This window comes from Halanaerobium saccharolyticum (assembly GCF_003259895.1).
Taxonomy (GTDB): Bacteria; Bacillota; Halanaerobiia; order Halanaerobiales; family Halanaerobiaceae; genus Halanaerobium; species Halanaerobium saccharolyticum_A.
In genome coordinates, this window is sequence record NZ_QLME01000004.1 from 63,630 (window position 1) to 79,208 (window position 15,579).

Genomic DNA, 15,579 nt, shown 5'->3' on the forward strand with positions numbered 1-15,579 from the left:
ATTGATATAGTTAGACTATAAAATGCTAAATATAGCTATACCTGTATACCTTTACCAGCCTCTCTGGACTGATTTAAAAGGAAATTATATTCTTTTATTATTGTTGTATAGTTTACCATTTAAAAATTAAACTGTCAATAGAGAAGCTAAGATTAAGAAAATTAATTATTTTAGCTTAATTGGTACTTAATTTAATAGCAATTTATTAATTTTTATTAAATTTTTCTGGCCTTATACTTAGTATGCAGTAACTTATGTGCAATTTCACTACCTGGTTTTTCAAGATAGTTATCATATAATTTTTTTATATAAGGATTTTCGTGAGATTTTCTCATTTTTTTACTTTTATCAATTTTATAAATAGCCTGCTGCCTTTTTTCTAAAACATTTTTATCAGAGGAAATAGGCTGGCCACCTCCGCCCATACACCCACCCGGGCAGGCCATAAACTCTATAAAATCAAATTCTTCTCCATCTTTGATCATTTCCATTACTTTACGTGCATTACCAAGTCCATTAGCAACTGCAGCTCTTAGTTTTAAACCACCAATCTCTACTTCAGCCTTCTTTATTCCTTCCAGCCCTCTTACAGCTTCAAATTCAATTTTCCCAAGTTCTTCTCCAGTGATTAATTCAGTGGCTGTTCTCAGAGCTGCTTCCATTACTCCACCTGTAGTTCCAAAAATATCTGCTGCCCCAGATGAAACTCCTAATAATTCGTCATATTCACTCTCTTCTAAATTAAGAAAATCAATGCCTGCTGATTTAATAATAGAAGCAAGTTCTCTGGTGGTTAAAACATAATCTACATCCCCGGCCATTTCTTCTCTTTTAGCTTCGAATTTTTTAGCTGTACAGGGCATTATTGAGACTACAACAATCTTATCAGAATCAATACCTGCTTCCTTAGCATAATAGCTTTTAGCAACTGCTCCAAACATCTGCTGTGGTGATTTAGCAGATGAAAGATTATCCAGATATTCGGGATAAAAGTGCTCAATAAATTTAATCCAGCCCGGACTGCAGGAAGTAAATAGAGGCAATTTACCATCATTATTTATTCTATCAATTAGTTCTGTTCCTTCCTCCATAATTGTTAAATCAGCTGCAAAATTAGTATCAAAAACTGCATCAAAGCCCAGTCTTTTTAAGGCTGTAACCAGCTGACCCGTAGATATATCTCCAGCCTGATTTGAAAACGGCTCGGAAATTGCAACTCTAACCGCAGGTGCAGTCTGAACAACTACATGTTTAGTTTCATCATTTAAAATATCTAAAACTGATTCTTTTTGGTAAAGTTCGTGTAAGGCCCCTGTTGGACAGGAAAGAATACACTGGCCACAGTTAGTACATTCTACATTCCCCATGCCTCTATCTTTAAAAGTTGTAACTACAGTCTCCGGGCCTCTATTTGCTGTTGTAAAAATTCCTATTCCCTGTACTTCTTCACATTTTCTGATACAGCGATTACAGCTGATGCATTTTTCTGGTTCCCTGATAACTGCATAACTTGAGTTATCAACACTATCACCGCGTTTTATGGGATCTAATCTCATCTTAGATAGCCCAATATCTTCAGCGATATCCTTTAATTCACAATTACTGGCCCGACTGCAGGTTAAACAGTTTAGCTGACAGTCAATATTATGAGTTGCAATAATTAATTCAAATAAGTTTTTCCTCAGATCTCTTACCTTTTTAGAATGAGTTTTTATTTTCATTCCTTCTTCAATCTCAGTTGCACAGGCAGGTTTAAGCAGATCTTCTCCTTCAACCTCTACTACACATAACCTACAGCCACCGTAAATTGACAATCCATCTTCATAACAGAGAGTGGGAATATTTATATTTGCTTTTTTAGCTGCATCTAAAATACTAATTTTTTCTTCCAGTTCAATATTGAGTCCATCAATTTCTGCTCTAAGCATAAATTTTACCTCCAAACTTTAATTCTTTGCCATAGTTTTCAATAACCGATGTAATAAAATTAAGAGAAGACTGTCCCAGTCCACAGCGAGCTGCTAATCTGATAGTGTTGCCAATATCTGAAATTAACTCAGTCTCTATTTTCCTATCTTCTTCTTTAAATGCATTTAATATTTTGTTAATCTGCCTATTTCCTTCTCGACAGGGAAAACAGGTGCCACAGGTTTCATCCATATAAAATCTGGAAACATTTAACATCAAATCTATAAGATCATGTTTTTTACTTACTGCAATAACCGCTCCTGAGCCCAGACTACTGCCTCTCTTTTCAAATGCCTGATAACTGTAGGGGAAATCTAAATCTTCTGCTTTAATTACTGCAGTTGAAATCCCTCCAGGTATCACAAATCTTAAATCCTCATTTCCTTTAATTCCTCCACCTAAATCATAAATTATTTCTGCAAGAGTGATTTGGGCAAACTCAACTTCATAAAGTCCTGGTTTATTTAAATCACCACTTAAGCACAGCAGTTTTGTTCCCTTACTGCCTTTAATTCCAAGTTCTGAAAATTCTTCTGAATCCGGATTTAAAACTTCTGCGGCACAGCATAAACTCTCCACATTATTTACCACTGTCGGTTGCTTAAACAATCCTTTCTCAATCGGATAAGGAGGTTTAATCCGGGAACGTCCCCTTTTTCCTTCAATGGAATTAATTAATGATGTTTCATCACCACAAACATAAGCCCCTGCTCCTCTAATCAGTTTTAATTCTAATTTAAAATCACTGTCAAATAAATTAGCATCTAGAATTTTTTTCTCTCTCGCAGTTTCAATTATTTCAGAAAATATCTCAATTGATTTTGAATATTCCCCTCTAATATAAATATAAGCCTTATCTGCCCCAACAGCATAAGCGGCAAGCATAATACCTTCCAGAACTTTAAGCGGTCTTTCTTCCAGTAAATATCTATCTTTAAAAGTTCCGGGTTCTCCCTCATCAGCATTACAGACCACATATTTTTCTTTTCCCTCAACCTCTGCGGCCATTTCCCATTTAATTCCTGTGGGAAATCCCGCTCCTCCACGTCCTTTTAAACCTGAATCTTTTACTTTTTTAATTGTTTTTTCTCTACCAATTCGAAGTGCATTTTTTATTGATTTGAATTCATAATTGGAGATATCCAGCAGTTTATCTCCTTTAAGATATAATTTTTCTTGAGCCATAAGCTCACTCCTTTCAAAACGCTCCTATAAAATTGAAGTTAAAGCTACATACAGTCATTTAAAATTTCCAGTGCCTTATTTTTATTTATTTTTGTGAATATCTTATTATTAACCATCATTACTGGTCCCTCTCCACAGTGGCCCAGACATTCTACCACCTCTAATGTAAATTTTTTATCCTCTGTAGTCTGATGACTTTTTAAACCCAAATATGACTTTACAGCCCTTAAAACAGAATCGGATTCGTTGAGATGACAGGAAATACTGTCACAAATCCTTATTATATATTTCCCGGTCGGTTCAGTATAAAACATTGAATAAAATGAAATTACTCCATAAACATTTGCCCGTGCTAGTTGATATTTCTCAGACAAATTTTCAATTTCAGCTTCCGGAATATAACCATAAGTGATCTGAATTTGATGCAGTTTTTCTAAAAGACTGTCCTGATAAAATAAAGATTTAAGCTTATCCATTAATAACCAACCCCTTTGTGATATTTTTAACTAAATTTATCAAATACTTGTGAATTTTCAGTCTTTTTAACCAACAAGTAGATGCCTCTTTTTTTTTTGTTAAGTTAATAATATCACATCTCAACCATTATAATCAAATGTTAATAACTTTTTTTATAAATTATAGAATTAGCTTGGGATAGTTCCAAAAAACCGGCCAACTCTGGCTAATCTAATAGAGTTGATCCGGTTTAAATTTATAACAATATTATCTTTTTATCTCAGCCAGTTTTGCAAATCACTATCTTCTTTAAGATAAAACTTTTTGCATTTTTTTCTTAGTTTTATATCTATTTACCCAGCTCTCTATTGGTGTTCCGAGTCCCGGAAACTCAGACTCTGAGGTCCAGACAGGACCAAAAATCAAATCTAAAATATGAACTGCCTTTTTACCACCCTTTGTCATAGATTCTCTACAGGCAGCACAGTAAGTTACTAAATGTTCGGTTTCAAACTCACCTGTTCTTCTATCCATTACTTTTTGAGCTAAGTCCGGATTAGCAGGTACCACCATCCCACCAAAACCACAGCATCTTGTATTTTCCTTGGTGTGTGGTGGTTCTTCGGTATTATAACCAAGCTGATCTAAAATCCATCTTATTCCATTATGAATATCCTCTCTATCTCTGGTAGAACAGGAATCATGAACTCCGATAGTTAAATCACTTTTTTCAGCTTTAGCAGCGGTACCTTCAGGCATACCAATTTCAGGCATTAATTCCCAGAGAGAAGTGACCTTTTGTTCTGGACTATTAGCTGACATTGTTAAATAACATGACTGACAGGCCACAATTATCTCATCTGCCCCCAGTTTATCTATTTCTGACTGCAGACCAGCATAGCGCTCCTTAAACTTATCATACTGTCCTAAAGCCTTTGTCGGCTTACCACAGCATTTTAGAATTGCACCAGTACCTGGTAATTTATTTTTTAAATACTTAATTACTTCTTCCACTAACTCAGGTCTATATGAAGATAAACTACAACCTGGAATAAATACTCTTTTTGTTTTTGCCATTATTTAGTATCCTCCTCATCAACCGCAGCCCTGGTTGTTGTAAATAATTTTGAAAAACCTAATCTCTGATGCCATTTAATTGCATTGTGACCTTTAATAGGTGATTCTCCATTATTTTCTTTAACAAGTATCTTTCTCAACTGCATAAATTTATCTTTTATTTCAAAATCATTGGGGCAGGCAATTGTACATTGACTGCACATATTACAGGAAAAATAGACTAGAGGATCTACTTCATCTTTTTTAACTCTTTCAAATAATTCTTTCGGGGAATCACTATATTCATCTAACATAATACATTCTTTAATACATTCCTTACATTCACATTCCAGACAGCGCAGTGCTTCTCCCATAGCTTCTGCAGTATTGAATCCTAATTCTACTTCTTTAAAATTATTTTTTCTTTCTTCAAGATTAAGCATCCGCATATCTATTCGTCTGCGAACCGGCTCTTCTCTAGTTAATTCTTTTTGAAGTTTACTTTCATAAGCTCCTTCTTCTTCACGATTTTCTGTAAGTTCTTTACTATTTAAGTAGCGATCAATAGATTCTGCAGCTTTTTTACCGTGTGACATTGCTTCTACTGCAAGCAGTGGTTTTCCTATACAGTCTCCACCACCAAACACATTCTCGACTTCTGACTGCAGAGTAAGCTGATCTACTTCTTTAATATTTAGTTGTTCATTCATAAAAGATGTGTCAGCTCTCTGACCAATTGCAAAAATAACATTATCCGCTTCTATAGTTTTAAGATTATCTTCACAATAATCAGGATTAAAATTACCAGCTTCATCAAATACCTGAGTACATTCTTTAAAAGTCATCGATTCAACTTTCTTATTTCCTCCAATTTTTTGAGGACCCCAGCCGGGATGCATTATTATTCCTTCTTCTTCGGCATCTTCAACTTCCCAGGAATGGGCTGGCATTTCATTTCTACATTCAAGGCAGGCAACATGTATCTCTTCTGCGCCAACTCTCCAGGCAGTTCTGGCAACATCCATTGCCACATTTCCACCACCAATAACTACCACTTTTTTACCAATTTTAACTTCTTGGTTCAAACCAGCTTTTCTTAGAAAATCTGCTCCTTCTAATACTCCCTCAAGATCTGAACCTTCAACTGGTATCATAACTGCATCATGGGCTCCTACTGCTACAAATACTGCATCATAATCATTTTTTAAAGCCTCAAAATCAATATCTTTGCCTACTTCTTTATTTAGATGAATATTGACTCCTAACTTTTCTAAAATACTGTATTCCCGATCGATTACAGTTTCCGGTAATCTATAAGCTGGAATACCTACTCTCAACATTCCGCCAACTACTGGTAGAGATTCAAATATTTCCACCTGATGACCCTTTTTCTGCAAATCATAGGCTGCTGTTGCTCCTGCCGGACCAGCTCCAATAATTGCAATTTTTTTACCGGTTTCTGGTGCTCTAGAAAGATCCCACTTTTCAGGATCATCTGCCATATCTGCAGCAAAACGTTTTAGATTTTTAATTGAAAGTGCTGCTTCAATTTCTCCCCGTTTGCATTCTTCTTCACAAGGATGAGCGCAGACTCTTCCTAAAATACCAGGAAAAGGAATAGTTTTCCTGATTAACTCCAGAGCTTGCCGATATTTACCCTCTCCTATTAAGGTAACATAACCCTGGACATCTATATTCAGGGGACATCTGGACTGACAGTAAGGTGATTCATCTGCTAAACAGTCGTTAATAATCTCATTAATTTCTCTGACCAAATTTTCACTTAGTTGCACTTAATATCCTCCTTATTAATGAATGCTATTTCTTTCACAATTGAATCTAAAAAAATATCTTACTCTTATTATAACTTGATATGATTTTTTTGTCTTTGTTCACCATCTATAAATTATATCTGCTTTTTTGTTCAATATCCCAAAAATCAGAATTTTTTATAGTCCTAACAATACTATCATTTAAATCTTTGTTGTTTTAAGCCATATTTTTTCAGTAAATTCTTAGTTCATTAGAATATAATTGGTAATAATTCTATCAAATTAGAATATTATCCTGAGCTGGCTGAATCATCACTTAACCAGTGCTCACCGGCCGTCTTTATAGCTATAGCTCCCAGAGGAGCTGTGACCACAATAGATAAAACTGCCAGGGCCAGAATCAGTTCTCCTGAAGCAACACCTGCAGCGAGAGGAATTGCACCAATTGCTGCCTGTACAGTAGCTTTAGGTGTATATGCCAGGACACAAAAGCATTTTTCTTTTAAATTAAGGTGAGTTCCAGCCAGAGAAATTATAACTCCTATTGATCTGGCAGACAAACCAATTGCAATAATTATTAATCCAATTAAACCTGATTCAAAAGCAAGCTGAATATTCACTTCAGCTCCGATTAATACAAATAACATTAATTCTGCAAAAACCCAAATTTTATTAAATTTAGAAGATAATCGTTTACCTAAAGCTGAATAACGATCCTGAATTACAAAACCAATCACCATTATTCCCAATAGAGTAGCAACAGGAACAATTCCTTCTAAAAAATGCTCTAAAGAATTCATTATAATTCCAAAACTTAACAGCAGCAGTGCTTTTTTGGTATCGCGAATATGATATTTTTTGAAAATATAGATTGAAAATAAAGCAACCCCTGTTCCAAAAATAATACCCAGTAAAATAGCAATTGGTACATTTAAAATTTGTCTCAAAACATTAATCTGCTGACCTCCATAAATGCTTAAAAAAGCAGAAAAAATTGTAATCGCCACCACATCATCAACTGAGGCACCAGTTAAAATTAGAGTTGGAACTCCTTTTTTGGCTCCTTTCTGCTGGTCAATTAACGCCAGCATTTGTGGTACTACTACCGCCGGAGAAACCGCAGCAATAATAAAGGCTAAAATCCCAGCCTCTACAAATCCAAAATTAAGTAAGTAAATAGCAGCCAAAATCACAGCCGAGCCTTCCATTAAACCGGGAATAAAACTTAATTTAACTGCCGGAATTCCCACTTTTTTTAAAGTCTCTTTTTCAATCCCCAGACCGGCCCTAATTAAAATCACAATCAAAGCAATCATTCTCAAGTCTGATGAAATATTTAAGATATCCTGACTGATTAAATCAAAACCATATGGACCTAATAAAATTCCAATTAAAAGCATTCCCAGTAAAGCAGGCAGCTTTAATTGATCAAAAAACCTCCCAAATAATAATGCAAATAAAATAATTAAAGCTAAACTTAAAGCCATACAATCATCTCTCCTTTGATTGTGAATTTATTCTTCTGTACCAGGTACAAAACGGTCGTTTTGTACCTGGTACCAACAATATGGTACCAACAATATATTGATAATAAAAAAAGCTCCCATCTAGATAGGGTAATCCCTAAATAGATAGGAGCCATCAACTGACATTCCCGCCAGTGGTTATATGGGGAGCTCCATCCCCTTAATTCATTTCATTTACAAATATCTTATGTAATTCTACATTTGGATCAAAACCAAGTTCTCTCAGGCTGTGATCAAATGCTTTTAAAGTTCGATATAACTTTTCTTCATAACAATTTTCTCCCATATGCCCAATTCTGATTAATTTATCTTCAAACTCTCCCAGGGAAGCCGCAATCATTACATTATGGCTTTCTGTCATCAGTTGATTTAGTTCCTGATAGCTAATACCCTCCGGTATTACAATTGCAGTAACTGTATCAGAATGTCCATTTTCGGAATATAAATTAAGATTGGATTGTTTAATTGCTTCTCTGACAGCCGCAGCAATTTTGCTGTGGCGCTCAAAAACTTCCTTATCCGCCAGCCACTTATCTAAAGCTGCATCCAAAGCATAAATATCACTTACTGCCTGAGTATAGGGAAAATACTTTTCTTCATACCAGTTCTGCCAGAGCTGCAAATTGGTATAATAGCCCCTGACAGCAGTCTCTCTATTATTAACTGTCTCCCAGGCTGCATTACTAACACTCATAAAAGTTAATCCCGGAGGAACTGATAGACATTTTTGAGAACCGCCAAGAATTATGTCAATTCCCCATTTATCTACCTCTATTGGGACACCTCCAATTGCAGAAACAGAGTCTACAACTGATAAAATATTATATTTATTTAATAAATTAGTAATCTCTTCAGCATTATTTATTACTCCAGTTGGAGTTTCACAGTGAACAAAGGTAGCAAATTTAAAATCATTTTCTGCTGCCAGCTTCGATTTTAATTTATCTATATCAATCTCTTTATCATATGGGAATTCCCATCTTACAACATCTGCTCCATAAAGATCAGCAAAATCTGCGAATCCTCTCCCGAAGATTCCATTATCTAAAACTAAAACCCTATCTCCTGGTTCGATTAATGAAGCACAGGCAGATTCCAGTCCTAAAATACCCTCCCCACTCATAATAATCACATCATTTTTTGTTCTCATTACCTGCTGCAATTTTGAACTAACATCCAGATAAAAATCAAAAAATTCAGGATCAAGATCAGGGTTGGTAATTTTGCGACTCATTGCCCGTCTAACTTCTTCGCTAACCTCAGTTGGACCGGGTGTCATTATTAACAAATCACTCACAAAAATCACTCCCATATTTTTACGGTCTAATATAGATTTTATAACTTTTTATAGGAGATTGTCAAGCTATTTTGTCTAAGAAACTGGACTGTCATTTTTGATTTGAAGTGATTATCGTTGAATAAACAGTACAGCCTCTTTTTTTGAACAATTATTTATTTTTTTAGGTTTTTATAAAAAAACACTCAGTTCTATTTCTAACTGGCAAAATTTATATCCGACATTAAATTAATTATTTTTTCTATCTGCAGTTAAATAATTTATAGTCTCTTTATTATAATTTTATAACTCTGAAACAAACCTAAACTTTGACCTTAAACTCGACCAGAAACAGAGGAAGCAAAAATGCACTAATCATAATTACAGCCAGGGCAACAGCCTGTGATAAATTTGTCTGAGTCAAACTATAAATTGCTGTAGTTAATGTTTGAGTTTTGCCGCTCATATTGCCTGCAAAAATTATAGTAGCTCCAAATTCCCCGGCTGCTCTTAAAACTGAAATTATCAAAGCTGTAGTAAAGCCTCTTAGACTTAATGGTAGATAAACCTTAAATAAAAGATCGTTTTCAGCTGCACCTTCAACCACTGCTGCTTCTATTATATTTTCATCAATTGAAGAAAATGAATTTTTTAAAGTTAGAGTAAATAGAGGCAGCAAAAGCGGCAGACTGATTAATATATTCAATATTTTATTAATATATTGATTTCTGCGGCTGATTAGATAACTAAAGGGAGTGCCCAGCAAAACTGTTAATGAAGCTGAGATACTTAATGATAAAAATGTGATTTTAAATGCGGATAAGATATTGACACTACTGAAAACATTAATGATATCTGTAACTGAACTTTCAATAAACAGTGATGATATTACAAAGCCAATAAAAATTATATTCATAGCTGCTGTCAGAATAATTAATATTTGAGCTGAAAAAGAAAAGCTCTGAAAATTATTAAAATATGCTGGCGAAAATAAGGCTGCTTTTTGATAACTTTTGTTTTTCTTTTCTGTTTCTAAGAAAACATTTTCACTCATTTCTTTTCACCTGCTTGAAATTATACTCACCAAATATTTTCTGGGCTTCCGGGCTTAAAATATAATTATAAAATTTTACTGCTTCTGATTCGGCCTCCGATTGCTGACTCAGCCCCAGATAATAACTGGCCTCTATATTATATTCTGCGGGGATTTCAACTTTATGTATATTTTTATCCTGATTGTAATCACTTAAATACACAATTCCTGCCTCAGCAGCACCTAATTCAACTTTATTTAACACACTTTTTACATCAAACTCCCGGGAAACAACTGCAGAATCAAATTGATTTTTTAATTTTTGTCTCTTTTCTTTATTTGAAACCGATTTTAAATATTGATCTAACATTTTTACAGTATAATCTCCAACTGGAACTGATTCTGCTCCAATAAGCAAAGAATAATCGCTATTAAGTAATTGTTCCAGATTAGCAACCTTTTTATTCCTGGAATTTATGATTATAATTAATTCGTTTTTAGCAAATATTTCATCTTTAGCAACCAGATTTTCCTTTTTTAATTGATCTAAATAATAAAGATTGGCCGATAGAAACAAATCAAATTCAATCCCCAGTTTAATCTGGCTAAAAAGTGCCTGACTGCCTGCATAATTGATTTCAAGTTTTGAGTTGATATTTTCCGCTTCAAATCTTTCTTTTATTTCATTTAAAGGTTCCTGTAAACTGGCTGCCGCCATTACCCTAACGGCAGCAGCTGCAGATGTCTGGACTGTAAAAACAATTAAGATCAAAATAATACAACTTAAAATCTGCTTTCTCTTTGCGTTTCTCATCTTTTTTATCAACCTCTTTAAAATCAATTTCGTTATATGCAAGCTCAGATAACGGCCTTATAACAATTTAGCTATAGACACAATTAAATATATCTAAACAACTTCTCTCCTCACTATTTTACTAAAAACCTCTACTAGCCTGGGTGAAAATTGAAGACCGCTGTAATCAGCTAATTCTATCAGAGCTGATTCAATTGATTTAATAGAAGAATAAATATTAGAAGAGGTCATTACATCAAAAGCAGAGATAATAGAAATAATCTGAGCCATCTGGGGAATCTGATCTCCTTTTAACCCCTCAGGATAACCACTCCCATCCCACCACTCATGATGATATTTTGCAATTTCAATAATTCTCTGATCATAACCAGCTTCTTCTAAAAGATTAGCTCCAATTTCGGGATGCTCACTAACTACTTCTTTCTCAACTTTATCTAATTTTCCTGGTTTATTTAAAATATCATGAGGCAGTAAAAATTTGCCCACATCATGTAATAAAGCTCCCTTTTTTAGAAGCTCAATTTCAGCTTCTGACATCTTTAATTCTTCGCCAATCATTTCTGCAAAAATAGCAGTTTTTTGGGCATGTTTTTGATTATGTAGATCATGGCCCTCAAACAAAAGCAAGATTAAATTCATTTCATTATCCATAACTAATCCTCCTTAAGATTTTACAATTGGAATTTGTTGATAAGTAGAAATTTCTTTTAATTTTTTAAAATCAGGAGAACCCACCTTTTGTTTGAGCTGGCCCTGTTGATCTACCTCTAAATAAATATTTGATCTTGGCTTATCTATAAAAAGAAAATCTCCAGCAGAACTGATTTTGATATTTCCTGCTGTATTTTTGATATAAATCCCCTTGCCAACTTGAAATTCAGTAACACTTAAGGAGCTTCCCACCTCTTTTAAGTAAATATAGTCCCGGGCAAAATATTTCCCACCTTTGATAAAACCTTTACCAGAGATATTAATAATACTCTGACCCGAATGAATCGTAGAATTATAGCAGCCCTTTTTCATTATAATTACATTTCCAGAAGCAGTAATTTCCGAATTCTGAATATATTTTGCATAAACATGTGATTCTTTTAAATTTTCCTGTGCGTCAATAACATCCCCTAGTTCTTCTTTCAATTTTTCAAAAAGATCAGTATTCTTAAGTCTAAGTATTTTATTATAGCCTTTAAATTCTGAATGTAATTCTTTTAAAGTAGCTGCAGCTTTCCATTCAAAATTAAATTCTTCCATCTGATCAGCCAATCTTGCAACCAGAGGCGGTAATTCTTTAAACTTATCAGTTAAAAGTAACCTCAAAATTCTTCCAAGCTGCAAATTTTTGACTAAAAAACCCATTCTCTCTTTTGCAGCACCCATAATTTGATCAACAGCATGCAAAAGACTATTCAGCGCCTTATACAATTTTTCAATCTGCTCTATTAGCTCTGGTGGCAAAAATAGACCAGCTGTGATTTCACTGTGCACAATATTTTCTTTAACCAGTACATCACCATCGACTGATGCCTTACAGCCAGCAATACTCTTTTTTATCTGCAGATTATTTCCAATCTTGACATCAAAATAATCATAAATTCCACCCTGAACAATTAAATCTCCTTCATATTTGATATTCCCTGTTGTTTTATCAACATCTCCATTAATTACATATTGAGGAACAATTGAAACAACAAATTCATCCTTTTTCTTTTCAATTTTAGGTCTGCCGGCTTTCATAGCAACTGCCTTCATATTATTTTTAATCAATTTAATTCCATAACCTGCTGTCAAACGATAATCTTTAACAGGGGGAGCTTTAACTTTTTCTTTTTGTACATTTATTCCATATTCTCCCGGAACTGCTGGAATTTTTTCGACAACCACCTCGCCTACAGAAAACGAAGTAATACAGTTAAAATCATGGGTCAAAGATCTTTCTTCTTTTTCCACTGACTTGATTCTTGCATCCTCACCTTTAATTACTTCTTTTCCTTCAGCAATTAAAAAATTCCCACTCGTATTATTTTTTGCTATTTTTTCTACAAGTTCGTCTTTAACTCCATACCTGACCCTATTCTGCAGCAGCAGAATAGATATCTCTGACTTTTCTATTACGGGATATTCTTCATTTACTTTTTCGGCTTCAACTTCTAATAAATTAGAAGCAGGGTGATCTTTAATTTTGAGCTGGTAGGAGGGCTGAAGCTCAATATTTAAATAAGCTTCCATAGCATTATTTTTTAATTCTAAACCAAGCTCTTTTTTAGCCTCTTGATTTTCTTTTTTTATTTCAATTTTGCTATCAGCAAAAACTACGCTTTCTTTTTTTAATTTTTCACCATTTAGATAAATTTCAATTCCTTCTCCAGCTTTCAGTCTGGCATACCTACCATTCCCTTCTGGATCAGAAACTAAAATTTTTCCCTGTTTAATTTCTACTTTACCATCACTATTAGTCATATCTACACCTTCTTTCCCTGTTTTTACAAAGAACCATCCCTACGGTTAAAGGTGGCAGTCGGGCTATCATAGCTCTCAAGCCTTAGACCCCTTACTTTGCGTCACTGTTTTTCAACAATTTTGCTTTTCTTTTATACTCTACTATTAATATTCTTGATTATCAATCATTATCCTTTATTTTAAAAGAAGATCTAAGTTATTTTTATGGTAATTACTCAGTCAAAATAAATTAGTATTCATTTAATAATTTCACAAAAAAATCATATTATTTATTAGCTAGAATCTTGCAATAATATAAAGACTTTACTATACTTAAATCAAATAAAATTGTTGGAGGTGATGTTAATCACTGTTCAAAAGGACAATAAGAAAAAAAATAATGAAAAAGATGGATCTATACCTTTTATTATCAGCAGCTCTTACCTATTAACTTTTTTATTTATTAGGTTGGCTGTAATGATTGCTGGTTCCGCAGGTAGTGCAGCTTCAACTGCTGCCAAGACTGGCAATTTGCAATTTTATATCGGTTCAAATATAATTCTTTTTGGATATCATATTCATCATTTATATATTGGAATATTGCTAATTGCTCTGGCAGGTTGGTTTTCCATTACTAAAACAGAATTTGTAGACCACAGAGACAATGCTTTGATTTATGGAATCGGACTTGGATTGTTTATGGATGAGATTGGTTTATTGTTAAGCTGGGGGGATTACTGGCACAGTACAACTTATCTCTTAAGTTTACTGCTCGGAGGAATATTTTTGAATATAATATTTTTTCCGGATTTTTGGAAAGATTTGAGATCACATCTGGGAGAATTTAATCCCAAAAATAAAATCTTAAAACATTATAACTCAAGTGCTTTAATTTCGGGGGTGGATAAATTGGCAGAGGAAGCCGATAAAACAGGTAAAATAACTTTAGTATTTTCAGGTTTAATTTATGTAATTGTTGGAATTTTAATTATTTCTAACCCAGAATTAGTTTATTATTGGGTTGCAGGAGGATTTTTTCTGCAGGGGCTAACAAAGTTTGTAGAAGCATGGAAAGCTTAGATAATATATCAGATCATTGGAGCCGGTGACAGGAGTTGAACCTGCAGCCTGTGGTTTACGATACCACTGCTCTACCAATTGAGCTACACCGGCTTTCTTAGTCCTAAAAAGCCAGTACTATCCCACCTTCATTGGCATAGACTGTACTAATTCCCGCAGTTTCTACAATAATTATTTCTCTAAAATTATATTTTTCTGAAGCCTGTTTTTTAATAAATTCTGCTTTGTCTAGAGCATTACAGTGAGCAATACCAAGTACTTTCTCTTCTAGATTTTCTCCTTTTTCTCCAATTTTATCTATCAATTTTCTAACTGCTCTTTTACTTCCTCTTGCTTTATCAACAAGAGTTATAGTTCCTTCATCAGTAGCACCTAAAACGGGCTTTATATTAAAAAAAGAAGCAATTTTACCTTTTAATCTTCCCATTCTTCCTGCTTTAATTAGATTATCTAGAGAGTCGAGCACAAATAAAGTCTGCATTTCTTCAACATATTTTTCAGTTTTTTCTATAATTTCTTCTCTCTTAAAACCAGCTTCGATTAGTTCACCCAACTTATAAGCAATCATTGTCTCACCGGCAGAGGCACTGAAAGAATTAAAAACTTTAACCAATTTGTCTTCAGCCTCTTCCATCAGCATATCCTTTGCCAGGATAGCATTCTGATAAGTTGCACTCAATTCTTTAGAAAGGGTTACCACAAAAATATCTTCAGATTTACGATATAAATCTAAAAAAGGTCCTGGACCTGGACTTGCAGTTTTTGGTGCATCACTGCTATTACGCATTGCGTTTAACAATCCTTCCCGGTCAAGATCTTCATCATCTATAAAATGCACATCTCCAACATCTATAGACAGTGGTGCTGTGGAAATATTAAATCTTTTTCTTAATTCTTCTGTTAAATCACAGCAGCTGTCAACTATTATTTTGAAGTCCATAGTATTGTAATTACCTCCGCTATATAATATTTTAAGA

The 15,579-nt window shown here is 34.0% G+C and carries 13 protein-coding genes, 1 tRNA gene and 2 riboswitches; of the genes, 1 reads left to right on the plus strand and 13 read right to left on the minus strand.

All coding sequences use genetic code 11. The features are described from left to right. Positions 1 to 215: 215 nt before the first annotated feature. From C7958_RS04330 to C7958_RS04380, 11 genes are all read right to left on the minus strand, one after another. Complete coding sequence (locus C7958_RS04330) at positions 216 to 1,928, minus strand: NADH-dependent [FeFe] hydrogenase, group A6 (protein ID WP_111571448.1); 1,713 nt, start codon at positions 1,926 to 1,928, stop codon at positions 216 to 218. Then, positions 1,921 to 3,153, minus strand: coding sequence for a complex I 51 kDa subunit family protein (locus tag C7958_RS04335; RefSeq protein WP_111571449.1), 1,233 nt, complete (start codon positions 3,151 to 3,153; stop codon positions 1,921 to 1,923). The genes C7958_RS04330 and C7958_RS04335 overlap by 8 nt, the downstream gene beginning before the upstream one ends. A gap of 44 nt (positions 3,154 to 3,197) precedes the next feature. Then, the gene (locus C7958_RS04340) at positions 3,198 to 3,629 is read right to left on the minus strand and encodes an NADH-quinone oxidoreductase subunit NuoE family protein (protein ID WP_111571450.1); all 432 of its coding nucleotides are present in this window, start codon (positions 3,627 to 3,629) and stop codon (positions 3,198 to 3,200) included. A gap of 289 nt (positions 3,630 to 3,918) precedes the next feature. Then, positions 3,919 to 4,686 carry a (Fe-S)-binding protein gene (locus tag C7958_RS04345; protein WP_111571451.1) on the minus strand — a complete coding sequence of 256 codons (768 nt, stop codon included), beginning with the start codon at positions 4,684 to 4,686 and terminating at the stop codon, positions 3,919 to 3,921. Beyond that, positions 4,686 to 6,458: an FAD-dependent oxidoreductase gene (locus C7958_RS04350; RefSeq protein ID WP_111571452.1), complete on the minus strand. Its 1,773-nt coding sequence runs from the start codon at positions 6,456 to 6,458 to the stop codon at positions 4,686 to 4,688. Before C7958_RS04350 ends, C7958_RS04345 begins: the two co-directional genes overlap by 1 nt. 269 nt (positions 6,459 to 6,727) lie before the next feature. Continuing rightward, complete coding sequence (locus tag C7958_RS04355; RefSeq protein WP_111571453.1) at positions 6,728 to 7,924, minus strand: cation:proton antiporter domain-containing protein; 1,197 nt, start codon at positions 7,922 to 7,924, stop codon at positions 6,728 to 6,730. A 138-nt stretch (positions 7,925 to 8,062) separates the two neighbouring features. After that, positions 8,063 to 8,132: riboswitch (Fluoride riboswitch) on the minus strand. Continuing rightward, on the minus strand, positions 8,124 to 9,260 hold the full coding sequence (locus tag C7958_RS04360; protein ID WP_111571454.1) for a pyridoxal-phosphate-dependent aminotransferase family protein: 1,137 nt from the start codon (positions 9,258 to 9,260) through the stop codon (positions 8,124 to 8,126). It overlaps the preceding riboswitch by 9 nt. Positions 9,261 to 9,561: 301 nt before the next feature. Next, positions 9,562 to 10,293, minus strand: a complete 732-nt coding sequence (locus C7958_RS04365) for an ABC transporter permease subunit (protein ID WP_111571455.1) — start codon at positions 10,291 to 10,293, stop codon at positions 9,562 to 9,564. After that, a complete protein-coding gene (modA, locus tag C7958_RS04370) occupies positions 10,286 to 11,086 on the minus strand; it encodes a molybdate ABC transporter substrate-binding protein (RefSeq protein WP_111571456.1) in 801 nt (266 codons plus the stop codon). The genes C7958_RS04365 and modA overlap by 8 nt, the downstream gene beginning before the upstream one ends. Before the next feature lie 93 nt (positions 11,087 to 11,179). Next, positions 11,180 to 11,737: an HD-GYP domain-containing protein gene (locus C7958_RS04375; RefSeq protein ID WP_111571457.1), complete on the minus strand. Its 558-nt coding sequence runs from the start codon at positions 11,735 to 11,737 to the stop codon at positions 11,180 to 11,182. Positions 11,738 to 11,749: 12 nt separating this feature from the next. Further along, positions 11,750 to 13,543, minus strand: coding sequence for a FapA family protein (locus tag C7958_RS04380; RefSeq protein WP_111571458.1), 1,794 nt, complete (start codon positions 13,541 to 13,543; stop codon positions 11,750 to 11,752). A 50-nt stretch (positions 13,544 to 13,593) separates the two neighbouring features. Continuing rightward, positions 13,594 to 13,678, minus strand: a riboswitch (cyclic di-GMP riboswitch). A 204-nt stretch (positions 13,679 to 13,882) separates the two neighbouring features. On the opposite strand from C7958_RS04380, the gene C7958_RS04385 reads away from it, so the two are divergent. After that, positions 13,883 to 14,602, plus strand: coding sequence for a hypothetical protein (locus tag C7958_RS04385; protein WP_243834255.1), 720 nt, complete (start codon positions 13,883 to 13,885; stop codon positions 14,600 to 14,602). Between the two features lie 17 nt (positions 14,603 to 14,619). Here C7958_RS04385 and C7958_RS04390 read toward each other — a convergent pair. Together C7958_RS04390 and C7958_RS04395 are read right to left on the minus strand one after the other, a co-directional pair. Beyond that, positions 14,620 to 14,695, minus strand: a tRNA-Thr gene (locus C7958_RS04390). 10 nt (positions 14,696 to 14,705) lie between these two features. Beyond that, positions 14,706 to 15,542, minus strand: a complete 837-nt coding sequence (locus C7958_RS04395; RefSeq protein ID WP_111571459.1) for a DegV family protein — start codon at positions 15,540 to 15,542, stop codon at positions 14,706 to 14,708. Between the last annotated feature and the right edge of the window lie 37 nt (positions 15,543 to 15,579).